General features: G+C 65.3%; 18 protein-coding genes. 7 read left to right on the top strand and 11 right to left on the bottom strand.

The features are described 5' to 3' along the window. Positions 1 to 3: 3 nt before the first annotated feature. Entirely contained in the window at positions 4 to 1485 is a 1482-nt protein-coding gene (gene gatB, locus AC1DR6_RS11125; RefSeq protein WP_476829281.1) for an Asp-tRNA(Asn)/Glu-tRNA(Gln) amidotransferase subunit GatB, read from the bottom strand. Between the two features lie 429 nt (positions 1486 to 1914). On the opposite strand from gatB, the gene AC1DR6_RS11120 reads away from it, so the two are divergent. Further along, positions 1915 to 3066: an efflux RND transporter periplasmic adaptor subunit gene (locus AC1DR6_RS11120; protein WP_476829280.1), complete on the top strand. Its 1152-nt coding sequence runs from the start codon at positions 1915 to 1917 to the stop codon at positions 3064 to 3066. 89 nt (positions 3067 to 3155) lie between these two features. Beyond that, a complete protein-coding gene (locus tag AC1DR6_RS11115; RefSeq protein WP_476829279.1) occupies positions 3156 to 6356 on the top strand; it encodes an efflux RND transporter permease subunit in 3201 nt (1066 codons plus the stop codon). A gap of 182 nt (positions 6357 to 6538) precedes the next feature. Here the strand turns inward: AC1DR6_RS11115 and gatA are convergent, their stop codons facing one another. The 3 genes from gatA to AC1DR6_RS11100 all read right to left on the bottom strand — a co-directional run bounded on the left by gatA (position 6539) and on the right by AC1DR6_RS11100 (position 9334). Then, positions 6539 to 8071: an Asp-tRNA(Asn)/Glu-tRNA(Gln) amidotransferase subunit GatA gene (gatA, locus tag AC1DR6_RS11110; RefSeq protein WP_476829278.1), complete on the bottom strand. Its 1533-nt coding sequence runs from the start codon at positions 8069 to 8071 to the stop codon at positions 6539 to 6541. Positions 8072 to 8234: 163 nt separating this feature from the next. Beyond that, positions 8235 to 8522: an Asp-tRNA(Asn)/Glu-tRNA(Gln) amidotransferase subunit GatC gene (gene gatC / locus AC1DR6_RS11105; RefSeq protein ID WP_476829277.1), complete on the bottom strand. Its 288-nt coding sequence runs from the start codon at positions 8520 to 8522 to the stop codon at positions 8235 to 8237. 113 nt (positions 8523 to 8635) lie between these two features. Then, a complete protein-coding gene (locus tag AC1DR6_RS11100) occupies positions 8636 to 9334 on the bottom strand; it encodes a metal-dependent hydrolase (protein WP_476829276.1) in 699 nt (232 codons plus the stop codon). Between the two features lie 120 nt (positions 9335 to 9454). On the opposite strand from AC1DR6_RS11100, the gene ade reads away from it, so the two are divergent. Continuing rightward, entirely contained in the window at positions 9455 to 11155 is a 1701-nt protein-coding gene (gene ade, locus AC1DR6_RS11095) for an adenine deaminase (RefSeq protein ID WP_476829275.1), read from the top strand. A 195-nt stretch (positions 11156 to 11350) separates the two neighbouring features. On the opposite strand, the gene AC1DR6_RS11090 is transcribed toward ade, so the two are convergent. Together AC1DR6_RS11090 and AC1DR6_RS11085 are read right to left on the bottom strand one after the other, a co-directional pair. Then, the gene (locus AC1DR6_RS11090) at positions 11351 to 12067 is read right to left on the bottom strand and encodes an SDR family NAD(P)-dependent oxidoreductase (RefSeq protein ID WP_476829380.1); all 717 of its coding nucleotides are present in this window, start codon (positions 12065 to 12067) and stop codon (positions 11351 to 11353) included. Between the two features lie 214 nt (positions 12068 to 12281). Next, positions 12282 to 13214: a hydroxyacid dehydrogenase gene (locus tag AC1DR6_RS11085; RefSeq protein ID WP_476829274.1), complete on the bottom strand. Its 933-nt coding sequence runs from the start codon at positions 13212 to 13214 to the stop codon at positions 12282 to 12284. Positions 13215 to 13358: 144 nt separating this feature from the next. Here AC1DR6_RS11085 and ruvX point away from each other — a divergent pair, with 144 nt between their 5' ends. After that, on the top strand, positions 13359 to 13877 hold the full coding sequence (gene ruvX / locus AC1DR6_RS11080; RefSeq protein ID WP_476829273.1) for a Holliday junction resolvase RuvX: 519 nt from the start codon (positions 13359 to 13361) through the stop codon (positions 13875 to 13877). Between the two features lie 76 nt (positions 13878 to 13953). Here ruvX and AC1DR6_RS11075 read toward each other — a convergent pair whose 3' ends face one another. Next, positions 13954 to 14313 (bottom strand): hypothetical protein, encoded by a 360-nt coding sequence (locus AC1DR6_RS11075; protein WP_476829272.1) that lies wholly within the window; start codon positions 14311 to 14313, stop codon positions 13954 to 13956. A gap of 233 nt (positions 14314 to 14546) precedes the next feature. Between AC1DR6_RS11075 and AC1DR6_RS11070 the strand changes: the two genes are divergently transcribed. Beyond that, positions 14547 to 15464 carry an AEC family transporter gene (locus AC1DR6_RS11070; protein WP_476829271.1) on the top strand — a complete coding sequence of 306 codons (918 nt, stop codon included), beginning with the start codon at positions 14547 to 14549 and terminating at the stop codon, positions 15462 to 15464. Positions 15465 to 15571: 107 nt separating this feature from the next. Next, positions 15572 to 15814, top strand: coding sequence for a hypothetical protein (locus AC1DR6_RS11065; protein WP_476829270.1), 243 nt, complete (start codon positions 15572 to 15574; stop codon positions 15812 to 15814). Between the two features lie 37 nt (positions 15815 to 15851). On the opposite strand, the gene dprA is transcribed toward AC1DR6_RS11065, so the two are convergent. Genes dprA through AC1DR6_RS11045 form a run of 4 tightly spaced genes read right to left on the bottom strand, consistent with a single transcriptional unit; the run spans position 15852 to position 20015 of the window. Then, positions 15852 to 17072, bottom strand: coding sequence for a DNA-processing protein DprA (dprA, locus tag AC1DR6_RS11060; protein ID WP_476829379.1), 1221 nt, complete (start codon positions 17070 to 17072; stop codon positions 15852 to 15854). 18 nt (positions 17073 to 17090) lie between these two features. After that, positions 17091 to 17714, bottom strand: coding sequence for a glycerol-3-phosphate 1-O-acyltransferase PlsY (gene plsY, locus AC1DR6_RS11055; RefSeq protein ID WP_476829269.1), 624 nt, complete (start codon positions 17712 to 17714; stop codon positions 17091 to 17093). 29 nt (positions 17715 to 17743) lie between these two features. After that, positions 17744 to 19045, bottom strand: coding sequence for a dihydroorotase (gene pyrC, locus AC1DR6_RS11050; protein WP_476829268.1), 1302 nt, complete (start codon positions 19043 to 19045; stop codon positions 17744 to 17746). A gap of 25 nt (positions 19046 to 19070) precedes the next feature. Then, positions 19071 to 20015: an aspartate carbamoyltransferase catalytic subunit gene (locus AC1DR6_RS11045; protein WP_476829267.1), complete on the bottom strand. Its 945-nt coding sequence runs from the start codon at positions 20013 to 20015 to the stop codon at positions 19071 to 19073. Positions 20016 to 20153: 138 nt separating this feature from the next. On the opposite strand from AC1DR6_RS11045, the gene AC1DR6_RS11040 reads away from it, so the two are divergent. Continuing rightward, positions 20154 to 21290 carry a serine hydrolase domain-containing protein gene (locus tag AC1DR6_RS11040; protein ID WP_476829266.1) on the top strand — a complete coding sequence of 379 codons (1137 nt, stop codon included), beginning with the start codon at positions 20154 to 20156 and terminating at the stop codon, positions 21288 to 21290. The last annotated feature ends 344 nt before the right edge of the window (positions 21291 to 21634 follow it).

Below are 21634 nucleotides of genomic sequence, written 5' to 3'. Positions count from 1 at the left end.
CGCTCACTCGATTCCCAGCTTTGCTTTCAGGATCTCGTTCAGGGCCTGCGGGTTGGCCTTGCCGGCGGAGGCCTTCATCGCCTGACCGACGAACCAGCCCAGCATGGTGGGCTTGGCCTTGACCTGCTCGACCTTGTCGGGATTGGCGGCGATCAGCTCGTCGACCGCCTTTTCGATGGCGCCGGTGTCGGTGACCTGCTTCATGCCGCGGGCTTCGACGATCTGGCGCGGATCGCCCCCTTCGGTCCAGAGGATCTCGAAGAGGTCCTTGGCGATGCGGCCGGAGATGACGTTCTCGCCGATGAGGTCGACGAGACCACCGAGCTGGCTCGCGGAGACCGGCGAGGCGCCGATGTCCTTGCCTTCCTTGTTGAGGCGGCCGAACAGCTCGTTGATGACCCAGTTCGCGGCAGCCTTGCCGTCGCGGCCTGTCGCCACCGCCTCGAAATAATCGGCCTGATCGCGCTCGGCGACGAGGACCGAAGCGTCATAGGGCGACAGCCCGTATTCCGCGATGAAGCGCGCTTTCTTGGCATCCGGCAGTTCGGGCAAGCCGCCCTTGAGCTTCGCGACGAAGGCGTCGTCGAACTCCAGCGGCAGCAGGTCCGGATCGGGGAAGTAACGGTAGTCATGCGCCTCTTCCTTGGAGCGCATCGAGCGGGTCTCCCCCTTGGCGGGGTCGTAGAGCCGCGTCTCCTGGTCGATCGTGCCGCCATCCTCGATGATGCCGATCTGGCGGCGCGCCTCGGTGTCGACCGCCTGGCCGATGAAGCGGATCGAGTTGACGTTCTTGATCTCGCAGCGTGTGCCGAGCGGATTGCCGGGCTTGCGCACCGAAACGTTCACATCGGCGCGCAGATTGCCCTTTTCCATGTCGCCGTCGCAGGTGCCGAGATAGCGCAGGATGGTGCGCAGCTTGGTGACATAGGCCTTGGCCTCGTCGGCGGAGCGCAGATCGGGACGCGAGACGATCTCCATCAGCGCAACGCCCGAGCGGTTGAGATCGACGAAGCTCATCGTCGGGTGCTGGTCGTGGATCGACTTGCCGGCATCCTGTTCCAGATGCAGCCGCTCGATGCCGACCGTGATATGCTCTGTCGGCGAAAGATCGATGACGATCTCGCCCTCGCCCACGATCGGGCTCTTGAACTGGCTGATCTGATAGCCCTGCGGCAGGTCAGGATAAAAATAGTTCTTGCGATCGAAGACCGAGCGGTTGTTGATCTGGGCGTTGAGGCCGAGACCGGTGCGCACGGCCTGGCTGACGCATTCGGCATTGATGACTGGCAGCATGCCGGGCATGGCGGCATCGACGAGACTGACATGGGCGTTGGGCTCGGCGCCAAAGCCCGTGGAGGCGCCGGAAAACAGCTTGGCGTTGGAGGTGACCTGGGCGTGGATTTCCATGCCGATCACGACTTCCCAATCCCCGGTCGCGCCCTTGATCAGCTTCTTGGGGTCGGCGGGGCGGACATGCGCGTTCATCTGGACTCTTCCGGCTTCGAATTCAGCTTACGCGTTACGATGTCGGCGCGAAGGCAGCAAGTGTTGGAGGCTTCGGCGAGGGCCGGAAACAGCCGGAATTAGCCCGCCCTCATCCTGAGGAGCGCTCCGCAGGAGTGCGTCTCGAAGGATGCTCCCGGAGGCTCTGGAAACATCTGGAGCATCCTTCGAGACGCCGCGAGACCGCGGCTCCTCAGGATGAGGGCTCTTATTTGGATGCCGTGCCACCCACCACGATCACGATCCGTTGTGCTCCTGCAACCGGATGGCGGAAATATTGCTAGATTGCGACCAGAAAGCGTCATGTGATAGGTGATGGTTCTTGACATTCGTCACACCCCACCCCTTTTAGCGGCGACGACGGTGGGGAAGCATCCGTGGCGTGCCCCGCCTGCAATCCGGAGTCTTCCCATGTCAGGCAGCCGTTTCTTCGGCCTGGTGCTCACCGCCGCCGCATCCGCCACCCTGCTCGGGCAGGATTCGTGGGCTCAGGGCGCGCCGCCAGCCCCGCCCGTTCAGGTGTCCAGCCCACTCGCAAAGCGCGTCGCCAACTGGGACGAATATACCGGTCGCTTCGAGGCGAGCGAGCAGGTCGAGGTGCGCGCCCGCGTCTCCGGCTTCATCGACAGCGTCAGCTTCACAGACGGTGCCCTCGTCAAGAAGGGCGACCTGCTCTTTACCATCGATCAGCGACCTTACAAACTCGCCGTCGACGTGGCCAAGGCCGATGTCGCGCGCGCCAAGGCGCAGATCGAACTCTCCCAAAACGAGGTCGAGCGCGCCGAAGGCCTGACGCAGAACCGCACCATCACGGCGCGCGACGTCGACCAGCGCCGCGCTAACCTCAACAGCGCCATCGGCACGCAGCAAGGCGCCGAAGCGAACCTGAAGAACGCCGAGCTCAACCTCGAATGGACGGAAGTGCGGGCCCCCGCTGCCGGTCGCATCTCCAACCGCCGCGTCGATCCGGGCAACCTCATCGCGGGCGGCCAGTCGGGCGCGACGCTGCTGACGACGATCGTCGCGGTCGACCCGATCTACTTCACCTTCGACGTCTCCGAGGCGGATTATCTGCGCTACGCGCGCATGGCCAATCTGCGCGACAATGCCAGCAAGAACTCCGGCACGCAGGTCGAGGTTCGGCTTGCCGACGAGGCTAAATGGGAGCGCAAGGGCAAGGTCAACTTCCTCGACAACGCCCTGAACGCCCGTTCGGCGACGATCCGCGGTCGCGCCGTCTTCGACAACAAGGACCAGTTCCTGACGCCCGGCGTGTTCGGGCGGCTGCGCTACTACGCCGGCGAAAGCGACGCGCTGCTCGTGCCCGACACCGCGATCTCGTCCGACCAGGCTAACAAGATCGTGCTGACCGTCGGTCCCGAGAACAAGGTGGTGCCGAAGACGATCGTGCTCGGTCCGCTGAGTGAAGGCCTGCGCGTCGTTCGTTCCGGCTTGACCCCGCAGGACAAGGTCATCGTCGGCGGCAACGCAAACCCGATGGTGCGCCCCGGCGTCGCGGTCACACCGCAGCCCGGCGAGATCAAGGTCGCGACGACCAACTGACCGGGCCTTCGGCGCTCACGCGCCGGCCCGACGCTTGAACAGGGGCGCCTATGGCGCCCCGCCCGCCTTTTTCGGCCAGGACATCTTCCATGTTCCGCTTCGCCCATTTCTTCATCGACCGGCCGATCTTCGCGACCGTGCTCTCGATCCTGCTGACCATCGCGGGCGGCGTCGTCATGCGCACGCTGCCGATCGCGGAATATCCCGAAATCGCGCCGCCGACGGTCTCGATCGTCGCCACCTACCCCGGCGCCTCGGCCGAAACGGTCGCCGCCACGGTGGCGACGCCGATCGAGCAGGAGGTCAACGGCGTCGACGACATGCTCTACATCTCGTCGCAGTCGACCGGTGACGGCATCGTCACCATCAACGTCGTGTTCAAGGCCGGCGTCGACGTCGACCAGGCGCAGGTGCTGGTGCAGAACCGCGTCTCCTCGGCCGAACCGCGCTTGCCCGAAGCCGTCCGCCAGATCGGCGTGCAGGTCCGCAAGGCCTCGCCCGACGTGCTGATGTTCATTCAGATGATCTCGCCGGACGGGTCGCGGAACCAGCAATACGTCTCGAACTACGCCACGCTCTACGTGAAGGACGCCCTCACCCGCGTCGACGGCGTCGGCAACGTGCAGGTCTTCGGCGCGCGCGATTTCTCGATGCGCGTCTGGCTCGATCCCGCCAAGGTCGCGGCGCGAAACCTGACCGCTGGCGATGTCGTCACAGCGCTCCAGGCCGCCAACGTCCAGGTCGCGGCCGGCGCGATCAACCAGCCCCCGGCGAAGTCGAACGAGGCCTTCCAGCTCTCGGTCAATACGCTCGGCCGCCTGACCGACATCTCGGAGTTCGAGAACATCGTCGTACGGGCCGAAGCCAATGGCGGCGCGATCCGCGTCCGCGACATCGCCCGCGTCGAGCTCGGCGCGCAGGACTACACCACCAATAACTACCTCGATAACCGCGAGGCCGTCGCCATCGGCGTGTTCCAGCGCCCCGGGTCGAATGCGCTGAAGACCTCGGATGCGCTGATCGCGGAGATGAAGTCGATCGCCGCCACCTTCCCGACCGGCGTCGATTATCGCGTCATCTACAACCCGACCGAGTTCATCGCCCAATCCGTCGACGCGGTCGTGCACACGCTGTTCGAGGCGGTCGCGCTCGTCGTGATCGTGGTGATCCTGTTCTTGCAGACCTGGCGCGCGGCGGTGATCCCGATCGTCGCGATTCCGGTGTCGCTGATCGGCACCTTCCTCGTCATGGCGGCGGTCGGCATCTCATTCAACACGATCTCGCTGCTGGCGCTCGTGCTCGCCATCGGCATCGTCGTCGACGACGCGATCGTCGTGGTGGAGAACGTCGAGCGCTATCTGGCGCAGGGGATGACCCCGAAGGAGGCCGCGCACAAGACGATGGACGAGGTCGGCGGTGCGCTCGTCGCGATCGCGCTCGTTCTCTGCGCCGTGTTCCTGCCCACCGCTTTCATCAGCGGCCTTCAGGGCACGTTCTACCAGCAGTTCGCCGTCACCATCGCGGCGTCGACCGCGATCTCCTGCTTCGTCTCGCTGACGCTGTCGCCTGCCATGTCGGCGGTGCTCCTGCGGCCGCACAAGCACTACGACCCCAACGCCAAACACGGCTTCTTCTCCAAGCTGGGCGCGCCGGTTCGCTGGTTCTTCCATTATTTCAACGCCGGTTTCGACTGGCTCTCGCGCAATTACGGCCGCGTGACCTCGCGCCTGATCAAGCTCGCCGTCATCCTGCTGATCGTCTATGGCGGCCTGATCGCGCTCACGGCCCAGCGCCTTATGCAGACGCCGACAGGCCTCGTGCCGCAGCTCGACCGGGGCTATTTCATCCTGGTCTTCCAGCTGCCGCCGGGCTCGTCGCTGTCGCGCACCGACACGGTCATCCGCAAGGCCGGTGAACTCGCCCTGTCGCGGCCTGGCGTCGAGCATGCGGTGGCCTTCGCCGGCCTCGACGGCGCGACCTTCACCATCGCGCCCAATGCCGGCGTGATCTTCGTGACGCTCAATTCGTTCGAGGAGCGGGTCAAGAAGGGGCTGACCTATCAGGGCATCCTGAACGACCTACGCGGGCAGATGTTCGGCAATATCACCGACGCTTTCCCGCTCGTCATCGAGCCGCCGGCGATCTCCGGCATCGGCAATGGCGGCGGTCTCAAGGGCTATGTTCAGGATCGCAGCGGCCGCGGCCTCGCCGCGCTCGAAGGCGCGACCTGGATGGTGGCGGGTGCTGCGGGCCAGATCGACGGCATCCAGCAGCCCTTCACGCTGTTCTCGACCAAGACGCCGCAGATCTTCGCCGATATCGACCGCACCAAGGCGGAGATGCTCGGCGTCCCGATCACGCGCATCTTCGAGACGCTGTCGGTCTATATGGGCTCGGCCTATATCAACGACTTCAACCTGCTCGGCCGGACCTACCGCGTCACCGCGCAGGCGGACAACCCGTTCCGCCTGACGAGCCGCGACGTTGCCGATCTCAAAACCCGCAACGCGGACGGGGAAATGGTGCCGATCGGCTCGGTCGCGACCTTCCACGACACGACCGGCGCCTATCGCGTGCCGCGCTACAATCTCTATCCAGCCGCCGAAGTGCAGCTCTCGATGAAGCACGGCTATTCGACAGGGCAAGGCATCGCCGCGGTCGAGGCGCTGACCCAGAAGGTACTGCCGCCCGGCTTCGGCTTCGAATGGACCGAGATCGCGCTGCAGGAGAAGCTCGCGGGCAATACGGCGGTGATCGCCTTCGGCCTCGCGGTGATCTTCGTCTTCCTGCTGCTCGCGGCGCTGTACGAGAGCTGGCTGTTGCCGCTTTCGGTGATCCTGATCGTGCCGATGTGTATTCTGGCAGCGATGATCGGGGTGAACATCGCCGGGCTCGACCGCAACATCCTCGTCGATATCGGCCTTGTCGTGCTCGTCGGCCTCGCCGCCAAGAACGCGATCCTGATCGTCGAATTCGCCAAGCAGGCCGAGGAGGAAGGCATGCACCGGCGCGACGCGGCGATCGCCGCCGCGAAGACCCGTCTGCGGCCCATCCTGATGACCTCGATGGCCTTCGTGCTCGGCGTGCTGCCTCTGACGATCTCGACCGGCGCCGGCGCCGAAATGCGCGCGGCGATGGGCATCGCCGTCTTCTCCGGCATGCTCGGCGTGACCTTCTTCGGGCTGATCTTTACCCCGGTGTTCTATGTGATGGTGCGCTGGCTGGCCGATCTGCGCGGAAGCAAGAAGGCCCCAGGCGCGCCGCCGGTGCAGCCGACCGGGGCTCATTGAGCGCCAGACCTCATCCATCAAAAGAAAAAGGGCCGCTCGCGCGGCCCTTTTTCTTTTGATGGCTTGGAAGGCTTCAGTCTTGCGCCTGTATCGAGAAACGTATGCTCCCGATCCGGGAGGTCTTCATCCGGCCAGAGATGCTCGGGTCAAGCCCGAGCATGACGGCTGCCTGGGCCTTGGCTTCAGCCCCACCAACGCTCGGTGACAGGGAACCGGCCTGCCGCCTGCTCGATCACCGCACCCAGCGAGAACAGCGTTTCCTCGTCGAAGGGGCGGCCTATGAGCTGGAGGCCCAGGGGCAGGCCCTGAGCGTCCAGCCCCGCCGGCACGGCGATACCGGGCAGGCCGGCCATGTTCACCGTTACCGTGAAGACGTCGTTCAGATACATCTCGACCGGATCGGCCGAGCCCTTCTCGCCGATGCCGAAGGCCGCGGACGGCGTCGCCGGCGTCAGGACGGCGTCGATTCCATCCGCATAGACCGTCTCGAAGTCGCGCTTGATGAGGGTGCGGACTTTCTGGGCGCGCAGATAATAAGCGTCGTAATAGCCGGCCGAGAGCACATAGGTGCCGATCATGATGCGGCGCTTGACCTCGGCGCCGAAGCCGGCGGCGCGGGTCTTCTCGTACATCTCGACAATGTCCTTGCCCTGCTCGCGCAGGCCGTAGCGGACGCCGTCATAGCGGGCGAGGTTGGACGAAGCCTCGGCCGGCGCGACGATGTAATAGGCTGGCAAGGCGTATTTCGTGTGCGGAAGCGAAATCTCGACGATCTCGGCGCCAGCCGCTTTCAACCAATCGATGCCCTTCTGCCAGAGCGCGTCAATCTCGGGGTTCAGCCCGTCGAGCCGGTACTCCTTGGGAATGCCGATCTTCATGCCCTTGACCGAACGGCCGACCGCCGCCTCGTAATCGGGCACGGCCCGATCGACTGAAGTGGTGTCCTTCGGGTCATGCCCGGCCATGGAGCGCAGCATCACGGCCGTGTCGCGCACGGTCTTGCCGATCGGCCCGGCCTGGTCGAGCGAGGAGGCGAAGGCGACGATGCCCCAGCGCGAGCAGCGGCCATAGGTCGGCTTGATGCCGACCGTGCCGGTGAACGCCGCCGGCTGCCGGATCGAGCCGCCGGTATCGGTCGCGGTCGCGGCCAGGCAGAGGCTGGCCGCCACAGCCGCAGCGGAACCGCCCGACGAGCCGCCCGGCACGAGATGGGCGCCTTCGACGGCGCCGCCCGAGTTCCCTTCGACATTCGAACCCAGCCCTACATTGGAGCCTTTTCGGCGCCACGGGTTCACGACATCGCCGAAAGCCGAGGTCTCGTTCGATGAGCCCATGGCGAACTCATCGTTGTTGAGCTTGCCGAGCATCACCGCCCCGTCGCGCCAAAGCTGGCTGGAGACGGTCGATTCATAGGCCGGCACGAAGTTGCCGAGGATTTTCGAGCAGGCCGTGGTGCGCACACCTTCCGTCGCGAAGAGATCCTTGATGCCGAGCGGCAGGCCTTCGAGCGCGCCGCCCTGCCCCCTGGCAAGCTTCTCGTCGCTGGCGGCGGCCTGCTTCAGCGCGTGCTCGGGCGTTTCCAGCACATAGGCGTTGAGGGCACGGGCCTTCTCGACGGCGGCGATATGTGCCTGCGTCAGCTCGGTGGCGGTGAAATCCTTGGCCTTCAGCCCATCACGGGCTTCGGTCAGCGTCAGGCGGGTGAGATCGGTCACGGGGCTATCCAGCATCTAAACGGGCGGGCAGATCGAGGCCGTCATTGCGAGGGGCGAAGCGACGAAGCCATCCAGAGGCCGTAGCGCGGAACGGTTCAGTCCGGTCCTTTTGGATTGCTTCGCTGGGTTCGCAATGACTCGAGAGCGAGCGGGCGATGCGGCTTTACTCGATCACCTTCGGCACCATGAAATAATTGTCCTCGGAGGCCGGCGCATTGGCGACGATCCTGTCGGCGATCTCGCCATCATTCACCACATCCGCGCGCTGGGTCATCGCCATCGGCGTCACCGAGGTCATCGGCTCGACGCCCTCGACATCGACCTCGTTCAGCTGCTCGACGAAGCCGAGCATGGCGTTGAGCTCGCCTTGGAGCTTGGGCAGATCGGCCTCCGGAACGGCGATGCGCGCGAGATGCGCGACGCGCTTGACGGTGGCGAGATCGACCGACATGGCGGACTCCTGGATGGGGCGCGGATCAACGCGCCGGAAACGTTCGCCGCGCTATAGCGCGGCGAACGTGCCGACGTAAATCAGCATTGACTTCACGGAGCGGATTGTCGGGTTCAGACCGCGAAAACCTCGCCCTTGTTCGGCACGATGGCCTGGATGCCGCTGCCTTTCAGGCCGTCGACGAAAGCGTCGGCATTCTGATCGATCATCGGGAAGGTGCCGTAATGGCACGGGATCGCGATCTGCGGCTTGACGAAGCGCGTCATCGCCAGCGCCGCGACCTTGCCGCCCATGGTGAAGCGGTCGCCAATCGGGCAGATGCAGGCCTCGACGCCGTGAATTTCAGCCAGCAACGCCATATCGGAGAAGATATCGGTGTCGCCCATATGCCAGAGCGTCTTTTCGCCCTTTGCCTTCAGGATGGCGCCATTGGAGCTTCCGACGGGCACCATGACACCAGCCTCCCCCAGCCCGGCCGAATGGTCGGCCCGCGTGAGCGTGACGCTGAAGGGCCCGAGATCGACGGTGCCGCCGGTGTTCATCGGCTGGAAGCTCTTCAGCCCCTTCGACGCCAGATGCATGGCGAGATCGTAATTCGTCACGACGGTCGCGCCGGTCTTCGCGGCGATGTCGAGGGTGTCGCCGACATGGTCGCCATGGCCATGGGTGACCACGATATGCGTCACGCCCTGGGAAATCTGCGCGACATCGCCCTCGAAGGACGGATTGCCCGTGAAGAACGGGTCGATGAGGACCACCGCACCATCGATTTCGAGGCGGAAGGCGGAATGGCCGTACCAGGTGAGGTTCATGCGAAGGCTCCGGGCTCGCGATTGGCAGCGATATCTAAAGCGCTCCGGCGTTTCGACCAAGTCGACAATGCCGTTCGAGAGAGGCAGGTTGCCCCCATGACGATCCAAGGACCTCGCCCCATGACCGATGCCACGACCCTCGCCCGCCGGATCGCGCAGGGGCATGGCGACGAGCCTGCCGATGTCGTGATCAAGGGTGCACGGTTACTCGATCTCGTCACCGGCGCGCTGGTCGAGAGCGATATCGCTATTTGCGGCGATACGATCGTCGGCACCTATGGCACCTATGAGGGCCGTCACGTGATAGACGCTAGCGGGTTGATCGCCGTTCCCGGCTTCATCGACACGCATCTGCACATCGAATCCTCGCTGGTGACGCCGCTGGAGTTCGAGCGCTGCGTTCTGCCGCACGGCGTCACCACCGCGATCTGCGATCCGCACGAAATCGCCAACGTGCTGGGCGCCGAGGCGTTTCGCTATTTCCTCGCCTGCGCCGAGGCGATGCGGATGGACCTGCGGGTCAACCTGTCGAGCTGCGTGCCGGCGACGCATCTGGAGACCGCCGGCGCGAGGCTGGAAGCCGGAGACCTCATCCCATTCATGGATCATCCAAAGGTGATCGGGCTCGCCGAATTCATGAACTTTCCCGGCGTGATCCATCGCGATCCCGCCTGCCTCGCCAAGCTCGAAGCGTTCTCGAACCGCCATGTCGACGGGCACGCCCCGCTGGTGCGGGGCCAGGACCTGAACGCTTATCTCGCCGCCGGCATCCGCACCGATCACGAGACCACCACCGCCGACGAGGCCCGCGAGAAACTGGCCAAGGGCATGGCGATCCTGATCCGCGAGGGCTCGGTCTCGAAGGATCTGGAGGCGCTGATCCCGCTGATCTCGCGCGATACCTCGCCCTTCCTCGCCTTCTGCACCGACGACCGCAACCCCCTCGACATCGGCGAGGAAGGTCATCTCGACTACATGATCCGCACCGCGATCTCGCGCGGAGCCGATATCCTCGCGACCTACCGCATCGCCTCGCACTCGGCGGCGCGGAATTTCGGCCTGTTCGACCGTGGCTTCATCGGGCCGGGCAAGCGCGCCGATATCGTCCTTGTGGAGGATCTCGCCACCTGTTCGATCCGGCAGGTCGTGGCCGGGGGTCGATTGGTCGAGGACGCCCTGTTTGCGGGTCGGACCGCCATCGCCTCGGTTGGACATGGCAGCGTCAAGTGCCGGCCTGTCACGCCGGACGCTTTTCGCGTGAAGGCCCGCGATGGCGAGACGCCGGTCATCGGCGTCGTGCCGGGGCGGATCATCACCGAGCGGCTGTCGATGACCCTGCCCTCACGCGATGGCGAGGCCCTGCCCGACCTCGACCAGGATGCGATCAAGGTCGCGGTGATCGAGCGTCACGGCAAGAATGGCGGCATGGCGGCCGGCTTCGTCCACGGTTTCGGGATGAAGCGCGGCGCCATCGCCTCCTCGGTCGGGCATGACAGCCACAATCTCTGCGTCGTCGGCGTGGACGATGCCTCGATGGCTGCGGCCATCAATCGCCTGATCGAGATCGGAGGCGGGTTCGCCGTCGCCGATGGCGACAAGGTCGTCGCCGAGCTTGCCTTGCCGATCGCGGGATTGATGAGCGAACAGCCCTTCGAGGTGGTGCGGCATGATCTGGAGACGCTGCGAGCGGCGGCGAAGGCGCTCGGCGTGGTGCTGGCAGAGCCGTTCCTGCAGGTCGCGTTCCTGACGCTGCCGGTGATCCCGCATCTGAAGATCACCGATAAGGGTCTGGTCGATGTCGACCTTTTCGATTTCGTTTGAGAGGGGTCAGTTCTTCTCAGCCGTGCGTATCGACCTGAGCTAGCTATAGGCGGAAAGCGGTCTTCATCTCGGAGTCGGAAAGCGGGCCTTGGCTACGCTCCCGTCATGATCACGCGGCGCCTATGGATTTTGTACGCGCACCCGTGATTTGGGATCGCGGTCGTTGGTCAGAGCCCAAATAACGCGGCGCGCGCGCTACGTGAGGTTCAAGCCTCCATCCGAGAGCAAGATTTCCCCGGTGAGATAGTCCGACGCCACCAGCAGTGCGACGGCCTGGGCAATGTCCTCCGGCTTGGCAGCCCGGCGCATGGGCGACCGCTCCCGCCAGAGCGCCTGGGCAGCAGTCCAATCGGCTGTCAGGGGTGTATCCACCAATCCGGGAGCAACGGCATTCACCCGAATATCCGGGGCCAACGATACGGCGAGCAGACGGGTCATGTGGTTCAACGCCGCCTTGGAGGCAGCATAGGGGATCGATGCGCCCTTAGGTCTGACCCCGGCATGCGAGCTGATGTTGACGACACAGGCCGGACGACCTCGCCGCGCAGCGTCCCGCAAAGCGGTTTCGGCTTCTGCCACGAGGCGGAACGGCGCCACCACGTTGACCTCGTGCAACTCGTGCCAGACGGCCGGCGAGGCGGCCTTGAGATCGGCGTGAGGAATGACCTGGCTGATGCCTGCGTTGTTGACCAAAACATCGAGACGGCCCCAGCGGGCGATGGCCTGCCGCACCAGCCTGACCCTGTCGGCGTCGTCGGTTAGATCGGCCTGGACGTATGCGGCCTTCCCGAGTTCGGCGGCTAGCGCGTGTCCCGTCTCCGCAGAATTGCGCGAGTGCAACACAACCGCGTAGCCATCGCTGGACAGCCGACGAGCTATCGCTGCCCCGATGCCGGACGTGGACCCGGTCACGAGGGCGACGCGCGACTCATCATCAGGGACTTGGCTCAAGGGCTATACTCCATTCTGCGGCCATGCGGTCTCGGACCCGATGGCGAACGCGCGATCACCGCAATGGTCCAACGCGCGGCAGCGCCTCGGCTTTCGATGCCAGAGTTGCCGCGCCAGAAGCAGACATCCGCGGCGGCTTTGGGCCGATGCCGGTCATCCTAACAAATACTTTGCCCTAGATTCGCTCCTCCAGCGCGGCCATGACCTTTTCGGCCACTAGGCCTGATACGCGTCCGTTCGACTCGACCGTGTTACCGGCGATGTGCGGGGTTAGGATCAGGTTGGGCGTGCCTGCGAAGACCTTGGCGGCGCCTTTGCCGAGCGGCTCCTGCTCGTAGACGTCGATCGCCGCGCCGCCGAGCTTGCCGGCCTTGAGAGCTTTCACCAACGCAGCCTCGTCCATGATCCCGCCCCGCGCCGTGTTGATCAGGATCGCATCGGATTTCATGCGGGCGAAGGCCTTCGCATCAATCAGGCCGCGCGTTTCGGATGTCAGCGGCACATGCAGGCTGATGATATCGGCCTCGGCAAGCAGTTCGTCCAAGTCCAGCCGCCGCACACCGGACCAGGCGGGGTCGTCGGCCGGCAAGCGCGGATGGCAGGCGGAGACATCCATGCCCAACGCGCGCGCATGGTGGCCGACATCGCGTGCGATGGCTCCGAAGCCGACCAGACCCATGCGTTTGCCAGCGATCTCGCGGCCGATCAGCTGTGTCTTGGGAAACGTGCCGGCGAGCATCGCGGCATTGGCAAAATAAGCACCGCGCAGCAGGGTCATTGCCGTGCCGATGACATATTCGACGACGGAAAGGCTGTTGGCGCCCGTCGCTGGAAAGACGCGGATTTCGCGGGCGGCGCAGGCGGCCATGTCGATGTTGTCGAGGCCGACGCCGAGACGGCCGACCACCCTCAGTCGCTTCGCGGCTTCCAGCACATCTCCGCGCAGTTGGGTCTGGTTGCGGATGATGATGGCCGGCACTTCGGCGATGAGCTTCAGCAATTCGGCCGGTTTGGCGAAAAGCTCCGGATCATGATGGACGTCGTAGCGGGCGCGCAGCGCCGCAATGGCGGCCTCGTCCATGAACTCGGTGATCACGATATCGGTCATGGCGGTCCCTGCCTGCGCTCGTCGCGGTATAACGCGCTCATCGAGCACCTGCGATGGCCGAATGCATCTCCTGTAGGGATTGCGCATTCGTCGAGCGCAGGATGGTCTTTATGGAGGCGGCCCAAGCGTGCTAGCGCCAAGGCAATGAGCAAAGCCCCCGCACCTCCCAACCGGATCGTCCCGCTCGAAGCCTTTCTCGACCTTCCGATTTACGCCAGGCTGCTCGGGCTCGATCTCGGGTCGAAGACGATCGGACTCGCGCTTTCGGACGTGCAACGCCAGATCGCGAGCCCTCTGGAAACGATCCAGCGGGTGAAATTCGGCATCGACGTCGCCGCTCTGCTGAAGATCGCCGACAAGCACCAGATCGCCGGGTTGGTCATCGGCCTGCCGCTCAACATGGACGGAACAGAAGGCCCGCGCGTGCAGTCGACGCGCGCCTTCGTTCGGAACCTCGGCTCGCTGACGCCACTGCCGATCGTCCTGCAGGACGAACGCATGTCGACGCTCGCCGTGACGCGGACATTGCTCGAGGCCGACGCCTCCCGCGCCAAACGCGCTGCCGTCGTCGACAAGATGGCAGCGGCCTATATCCTGCAAAGTGCCCTCGACAGGCTGGCGCGCCTGCACCCGGAGGAGGAAGAGTTCGGCCCCTCACGATGAGTCCGGCATGCTCATGAAAAAGACCCGCGCCTTGCGACGCGGGTCTGGAACGGCTGAGGCCTACTCGCCTTCAAAATCAGCGGTGAAGCCGATAATCGTAGGGCTGGCTGTAATAGCCGTAAGCCGGCGCCGGAGCGTAATAGGCCGGCGGCGCGTCGTAATACCCGCCGTCGTCGTAAGGGTCATAGGAGCGCGAATGGGCTGCCGCAGCCGCCGCTCCGAGAATGCCCAGGCCGACGACACCCGCGGCGACAGCAGCGCCCCGGTTGGAACCCCGATGGCGATAGCGGTACTGGGTATAATTCGCCTGAACCTTGTCGAGGTTTGCCGCGTCTAATGACGGCGCGGTCTGCGCCATCGCGGGCATGGCGAGCCCTCCGAGGCCGATGCTCACCGCAGTCAAGGCGACCAGCGTTTTATTCCTGAAAGACATCATGACGACATCTCCTTTCATGGGCCGAGCTTCGTAAAATGCGCGACCCGCGTTGAATGAGAGCTGAACCGATCAAGGCGGCTTTGCGGCGGACACAGGACAGCCATTTCTCGCAGCCCTTGCCCGGCCTGTCGCCATATGAGAGGCCGGCTCGGTAGTCGCTTCCACAACGATTTCCCACGTTCAATGTTCCCCCTCCCCGGAGCCGCATCGATGCCGCGGCGAACGAAGCCGTCATGCTCAACAGCCTGATTTCCGTCTTCCTCGTCATCGCGACGGGGTGGTTTCTGAAAACGCGCGGCGTCGTCGCGCAGCCGCAATGGCTGGGTGTCGAGCGATTGACCTACCAAACGCTCTTTCCAGCGGTGGTGATCTATACGCTGGCGATGGCGGACCTCGGCAGCTTGCCCGTTCTTTCCATGGGGATCAGCCTGGTGCTCGCCATTCTGTGCGTCGCGGCGCTGCTTCTGGTGGCGCGCCCGCTGATGGCACGCGCCGGCATCGGCGGCCCGGCCTTCACCTCGATCTTCCAGGGCTCCGTCCGCTGGAACACTTTCGTTGCGCTTGCCTTGGCGTCCGGGCTGCAGGGGCGCACCGGCGCGACGCTGATGGCCATCGCGGTGGCGAGCATGATCCCGCTGCTGAACATCATGTGCGTGCTGGTTCTCGCCCGCTATGCCCAGGGCAGCAGACCGATGAGCGCGGGCGCCGTAACCCGATCGATCCTCTACAACCCCTTCATCTGGTCTTCGGCCGTCGGACTCGCGCTCAATCCGCTGCAAGGCTTCCTGCCGCCAGCCTTCATCGGCTACCTCGACATTCTCGGACGCGCCTCGCTCGGCATCGGCCTGCTGGTGGTCGGGGCTGGCCTCGATCTGAAACGTCTCGCGCGGCCGACGCTCGCACATGGCATCGCCGTCCTGCTCAAGCTGATCCTGCTTCCGGGCCTCGCCTGGTTCTTCGCCAACCGCCTCGGCGTCAGCGGGCCGGCGCTGAGCATGACGATCATCGCCGCGGCGGTACCGACCGCCACTGCCGCCTATTTCCTGGCTCGCGAACTCGGGGGTGACGCGCCGCTGATGGCTGAAATCACCACGTTGCAGACCCTGCTGGCACTGGCGACGCTACCCCTCGCAATGCTGCTATTGAACTAATATACAATCGATAGAATATAATCAGGAGATACACATTAAGGTTGTACCTCGTCCTCGGCTCAGCCGTCGGACGATCCGGGGTGGATTGCAGGGGAGTCGGCCTGATTATGGCGAGGAAAGCAGTCACCAAGCCCGATGTCGACCCGGAGCCGGACGATGCAGCCCCTATGGATCTTACCCAGGTCCCCCTCACCCCCCTCGAAGTCGCGACGTTCATCGAGAGCATGGCCGCCGAACTCCAGGTCATGGCGAATAGCTCTCATTTCGATACGCTGAGCTATTTCCTCGATATGACGAGGATCGAAGCCTCGGCCCAGATCGAGCAGTTGGCCAGGCGCCGGCCCAACTGAGATTGCGGCCGTCAGGCGGGGATGCAATATTGCGCCGTCAGGCGGGGATGCGTGTCAGCCCCCCGCCAGCATGACGCTGGATCTGCCCCGACAGCTCCATCTCGACCAGAGCCCGCCCGACTTCGCGGGCCGTCGAGCCGCTGCTGCGAACGAGATCGTCGAGCGAGATCGGAGTCAGGCTCAACAGGCCGAGCAGCCGCCGGTCCAGCGGAGCGGCCTCGTTCGGCGGCGCCGCAGCGGCGGTGTCGCTCATGGACGAAAGAAACGCTTCCGGCTGGCTTTCGATGACCGGTGCGGCCGGCACGCCCGGCAGATCGAGTTCGTCCCAGAGCGCCTCGCCGACATGGGCGGGCTCAGGCTCGCGCATCACCGAAAAACGCTGGAACAGGTCTCCGTCGCGCCCGAGCATCGGTTGGACCGCTTCGACGACATGGGCTGCTTCGGCGCAGAGCGTCGCGCCTTCGCGGATCAGGTGGTTGCCACCTTCGGCGCGGGGATCGAGCGGCGAGCCCGGCACGGCGAAAACGATCCGGCCCTGCTCATTGGCAAAACGAGCCGTGATCAGCGACCCTGAGCGCCGGGCCGCCTCCACGACCACCGTCGCGAGAGAAAGGCCCGAGACGATTCGGTTGCGCCGGGGGAAGTCGCGCCCGCGCGGGGCCCAGCCCAGCGGCATTTCGCTGATCAAGGCACCCTGCGCCATGATCTTTTCCGCCAATGCGAGATTCTGGGGCGGGTAGACGCGATCGAGCCCGCCCGCGAGAACGGCGACGGTCCCTGTGGGGAGGCTCGCCTCATGCGCCGCCGTGTCGATGCCGCGTGCCAGCCCCGAGACGATGACGAAGCCGGCCTCGCCGATATCGCGGGCGAGCCTGCCGGTGAATTTCATGCCGGCTGCGGAGGCATTTCGAGATCCGACCATGGCCACCGCCGGCTGCTGGAGCGCCGCCGTCTCGCCTAGCACCGCGATCAGAGGTGGTGCGGAGTCGATCGCCTGAAGAGCCGGCGGATAATCTGCTTCGCCGAGCGCGATGAAGCGACCGCCCAGGCGCTGCAGCGCGTCCATCTCCTGCTCTGCATCAGCCAGCGCGCAGACGCGGATGGCGCGACCCGCCTGCCGAGCCAGTTCGGGCACGGCGTCGAGGGCCGCACCGGCGCCGCCGAAGCGATTCGTCAGCGAGCGGAACGTGCGCGGGCCGATGCCCTCGCACCGGATCAGCCGCAGCCAATCGAGGCGCTGGCGGTCTGAAAGGACGATGCCAGCCATTCTCTCCGCTCAGCCCTTCTGGCCGATCTTGCCCTCACGGCCGGCCAGCAATCGGGCGATATTCGTGCGATGCATGAGCCAGAGCAGCGCCGTCAGTACCGCCATCACGAGCGCGGCTTGCGGCATGCCGAACGCCAGCCAGAGCAGCAGCGGCGCGACGATGCTCCCTGCCAGGGCCGATAGTGAGGAATAGCGGAAGAGCCAGGCCAGCGCGATCCAGACCGCCGCAAAGGCGAGCGCGACCCAGCCGTTGAGGCCGATGAGGATGCCGAGATAGGTCGCAACGCCTTTGCCGCCCTCGAAGCGCAGCCAGACCGGGAAGACATGGCCGAGAAATGCGCCGACGGCCGCCGCCATTGCCGCCTGCGGGCCGCCGAGCCAATGCCAGGCGACGAGAACTGCCGCCGTGCCCTTCAGCACGTCGCCGACGAGCGTTGCCGCCGCCAGCTTCTTGTTGCCGGTGCGCAGGACGTTGGTGGCGCCGATATTACCCGAGCCTATGCTGCGCAGATCCGGCCCGCCCGCGAGCCTGGTCAGGATGATGCCGAAGGGAATGGAGCCGAAGAGATAGCCGACGACGAGCGCGATCAGCGTAGCGGAGCCGGACAGGCCCCAGTTGAAAATATCGCTCATATCGCCCTCGGACCCTTGCCGCGTGCAGCCTAGCCCGGCTCGGCTTCATAGACCACACGCCCGCCGACGATGGTCGTCTCGACGATGCCCTGCAGACGCGATTCGTCGAAGGGCGAGTTCTTGGCCCGCGACTTGAGTTTGCGCTTGTCGACGACGAAGGGGGCATCCGGGTCGAGCAGCATCAGGTCGGCCGGCGCGCCGGGCGACAACAGGCCGCCCCCGATACCGAGCAACGACGCCGGTTTCGTCGACAGCGCCGCAAGCAGTTGCGGCAGCGCGATCTGCCCGGTGTGCACCATGCGAAGCGCGGCCGGCAGCAGGGTTTCGATGCCGAGCGCGCCGTCTGCCGCTTCAGTGAAGGGCTGGCGCTTCGTCTCGACATCCTGCGGATCATGATCGGAAACGACGACATCGATCACGCCTTCGGCCAGCGCCGCCACCATGGCGAGGCGGTCATCCTCGGTGCGCAGCGGCGGCGAGACCTTGCAGAAGGTCCGGTACTCGCCGACGTCGTTCTCGTTCAACGTGAGATTGTTGATCGAGACGCCGCAGGTGACGCGCAATCCGTCCTGCTTGGCCCGGCGCATGAGCTCGACCGATTCGGCGCAGGAGATCATCGCCGCGTGGTAGCGGGCGCCGGTGGCGCGGGCGAGCCGCAGGTCGCGCTCGAGCATCACCGTCTCGGCCTCCCGCGGAATGCCCGGCAGCCCCTTGCGGCTGGCAAATTCGCCCTCGTTCATCACGCCGGAGCCGCGCAGCTCGGGGTCCTCGACATGGTTCATGATCAGCGCGTCGAAGTTCAGCGCGTAGACCATGGCGCGGCGCATCACCTGTGGATTGCGGAGGCCTTTCGCGCCATCGCAGAACGCGACCGCGCCGGCTTCCAGCAGCAGGCCGATCTCGGTGATCTCCTTGCCGTGCAGGCCTTTGGTCAGCGCGGCGCAAGGCAGCACGTTGACAATCGCCTTGTCGCGGGCACGGCGCTTCAGGAAGTCGATGATCGCGGGGTCGTCGATCGGCGGATCGGTGTCGGGGCGGCAAACGACCGTGGTGACGCCGCCGGCCGCAGCCGCATGCGAGCCGGAACCGAGCGTTTCGCGGAATTCGGCCCCGGGCTCGCCCAGAAAAGCACGCAGATCGATCAGGCCGGGCGCGAGCACGAGGCCACGGGCATCGATTCGACGCACGCCCTCGCCCGTGGCTGGTGCCGCGCCCCATTCGACCGAGGCGATCTTGCCCGCGCGCAGCAGGACGGAGCCCGGCTCGTCGCGGCCCGTCACGGGATCGACCAGCCGCGCGTTGACGATCGCGATGTCCTGAAGCTCGGCCATGCCCGGTTCCACTCGCGCTTTCGACTCAGCTGTTGGGCAGGTGCTGGGCCAGCGCGTCCAGCACCGCCATGCGCACCGCCACGCCCATCTCGACCTGCTCGCGGATCAGGGACTGGGCGCCGTCGGCAACCTCCGATGAGATTTCGACACCGCGGTTCATCGGGCCCGGATGCATCACAAGCGCGTCGGGCGCGGCGCGTTCCAGCTTCTCGCGATCGAGCCCGTAATAGCGGAAGTACTCTTTCGGCGAGGGCACGAAGGCACCGTTCATGCGCTCGAGCTGCAGGCGCAGCATCATCACGATATCGGCGCCTTCCAGGCCCTTCTCCATATCGGTGAAAATCTCCACACCCATGCGCTCGATGCCGGGCGGCAGCAGCGTCGTCGGCGCGATCAGCCGGACCTTCGCGCCCAGGGCGTTGAGGAGGATGATGTTGGAGCGGGCCACGCGCGAATGCAGGATGTCGCCGCAGATTGCAACGGTCAGGCCCTGGATACGCCCCTTGTTGCGGCGGATCGTCAAAGCGTCGAGCAACGCCTGCGTCGGGTGCTCATGGGCGCCATCGCCGGCATTGACCACCGAGCAGCTCACCTTGCGGGCCAGCAGGTTGACCGCGCCGGCGGCGTGATGGCGCACGACGATGATGTCGGGCCGCATCGCGTTCAGCGTCGCGGCGGTGTCGATCAGCGTCTCGCCCTTCTTCACGGAGGAGGAGGCGACAGACATGTTCATCACATCCGCGCCAAGGCGCTTGCCGGCGAGTTCAAAGGACGCCTGCGTGCGCGTCGAAGGCTCGAAGAACAGGTTGATCTGGGTGCGGCCGCGCAGGGTGGCGGTCTTTTTCTCGACCTGCCGGGACAGCGCGACATAATCATCGGCCCCGTCCAACAGCGCCTCGATGTCGAGATGGGACAACCCCTCGATGCCGAGCAGATGGCGGTGCGGGTAGAGCGGGGCTGGCGATGTCATTTAAAGAGGGGTGTTTAGGCGCGAGTCGGTTTCGGCGCAAGCGGTGCCGGACCGGGAGGTACATGTCCTGTGGGTCGTGGAGCTTTGCGCCGATCGGCGCTATCCATCGGGTTTTCCGCTGCTCATGAGGATATCGCCTTGTCCAGCCCGATCGATGCCTTCGTCCCCGCTCCCGATGGCGCACCCTGGCGGACGATCGCGCCGACCGAGGCCGGCTTCGACCCGGAGAAGCTGAAGGCGGCGGTGGAGTTCGCACGCGATCAGGACAGTCCATGGCCGCGCGGCCTGTATTATCCCGATTGCACCTATGTCGGAAATCGCGAGTGGAACGAGAGCGGCCCCTGGACCGAGATCGTCGGGCCGGTGCGCGAGCGTGGCGGCCCGGCGGGGCTCGTCGTGAAGGGGGGACGCATCGTCGCCGAATGGGGCGATACGGCCCGAACCGACATGACCTTCTCGATCGCCAAGAGCTATCTCGCCGTGCTGGCCGGCATCGCTTTCGACGATGGCCTGATCCGGGATGTCGAGGAGCCGGTCGCCGCGACGGTTGCCGGCCCGGTCTTCTCCGGCCCGCATAACGGCCAGATCACCTGGCGCCATCTGCTCCAGCAATCGAGCGAATGGCAGGGCGAAATCTTCGGCAAATCCGATCAGGTCGATCATAACCGGCAGATCGGCCCCGGCGCCGACAACAGCCGCAAGGGGCAAAGGCGCGAGCTCGAGACGCCCGGAACCTTCTACGAGTACAACGACGTCCGCGTGAATGTGTTGAGCTACGCGCTGCTCGAACGCTTCCGCCGCCCGCTGCCGGAGGTGCTGCGCGAGCGGATCATGAATCCCATCGGCGCCTCGCCGGACTGGGAATGGCAGGGTTACAGCACCTCCTTCGTCGACATCGACGGGCTCTCCGTCCAGTCCGTGCCGGGCGGCGGCCATTGGGGCGGTGGGCTGTTCATCGGCGCGCGCGACCATGCACGCTTCGGCCTGCTGATCGGCCGCGGGGGCGACTGGGGTGGCCGGCAGCTCCTGTCACGCGACTGGGTCAAGCGCATGCTGACGCCCTCGCCCACGCTCGGCAATTACGGCTATCTCTGGTGGCTGGCGCGCGGGCCCGCTTCGCGGCCAAACGTGCCGGAAACGGCGTTCTCGGCGCTCGGCGCGGGCACCAACGTGATCTGGGTCGATCCCGAGCAGGACATCGTCGCGGTGCTGCGCTGGATCAACGGCGCGTCGACGGAGGGCTTCGTAGACCGTCTGCTGGCAGCGCGGGTTTGAGGTCGAAACCGTCATTGCGAGGATCGGAGCGACGAAGCAATCCAGGAGCACGGCGCCCAACGTTCTACCCAGTTCTCCTGGATTGCTTCGCTTCGCTCGCAATGACGGGTTAGTTTGCTCGCAATGACGAATGCCTTGCAAAACCCGCACTCGCGCCCAATGTCTCAGCGCTGCATCAGCAGGCCCCCGATCGTCGGTCGCCATCCAATCGGCGTTTGACACGGCCTGCCTGCTGAACCACTTTCGCGCGAAATTTCCGAACCGCAGTGGTCTTGCGGGTCGCGGAGCCGTCCTTGAGGGCGCTGTTCCGCGCTCTGATCAAGGCTGTCATCGAGACCGATCCC

The organism is Allobosea sp. P5_A5 (assembly GCF_056400625.1).
Note: the sequence above shows the minus strand (reverse complement) of the source record. Positions and strands in the feature narration are given on the sequence as shown.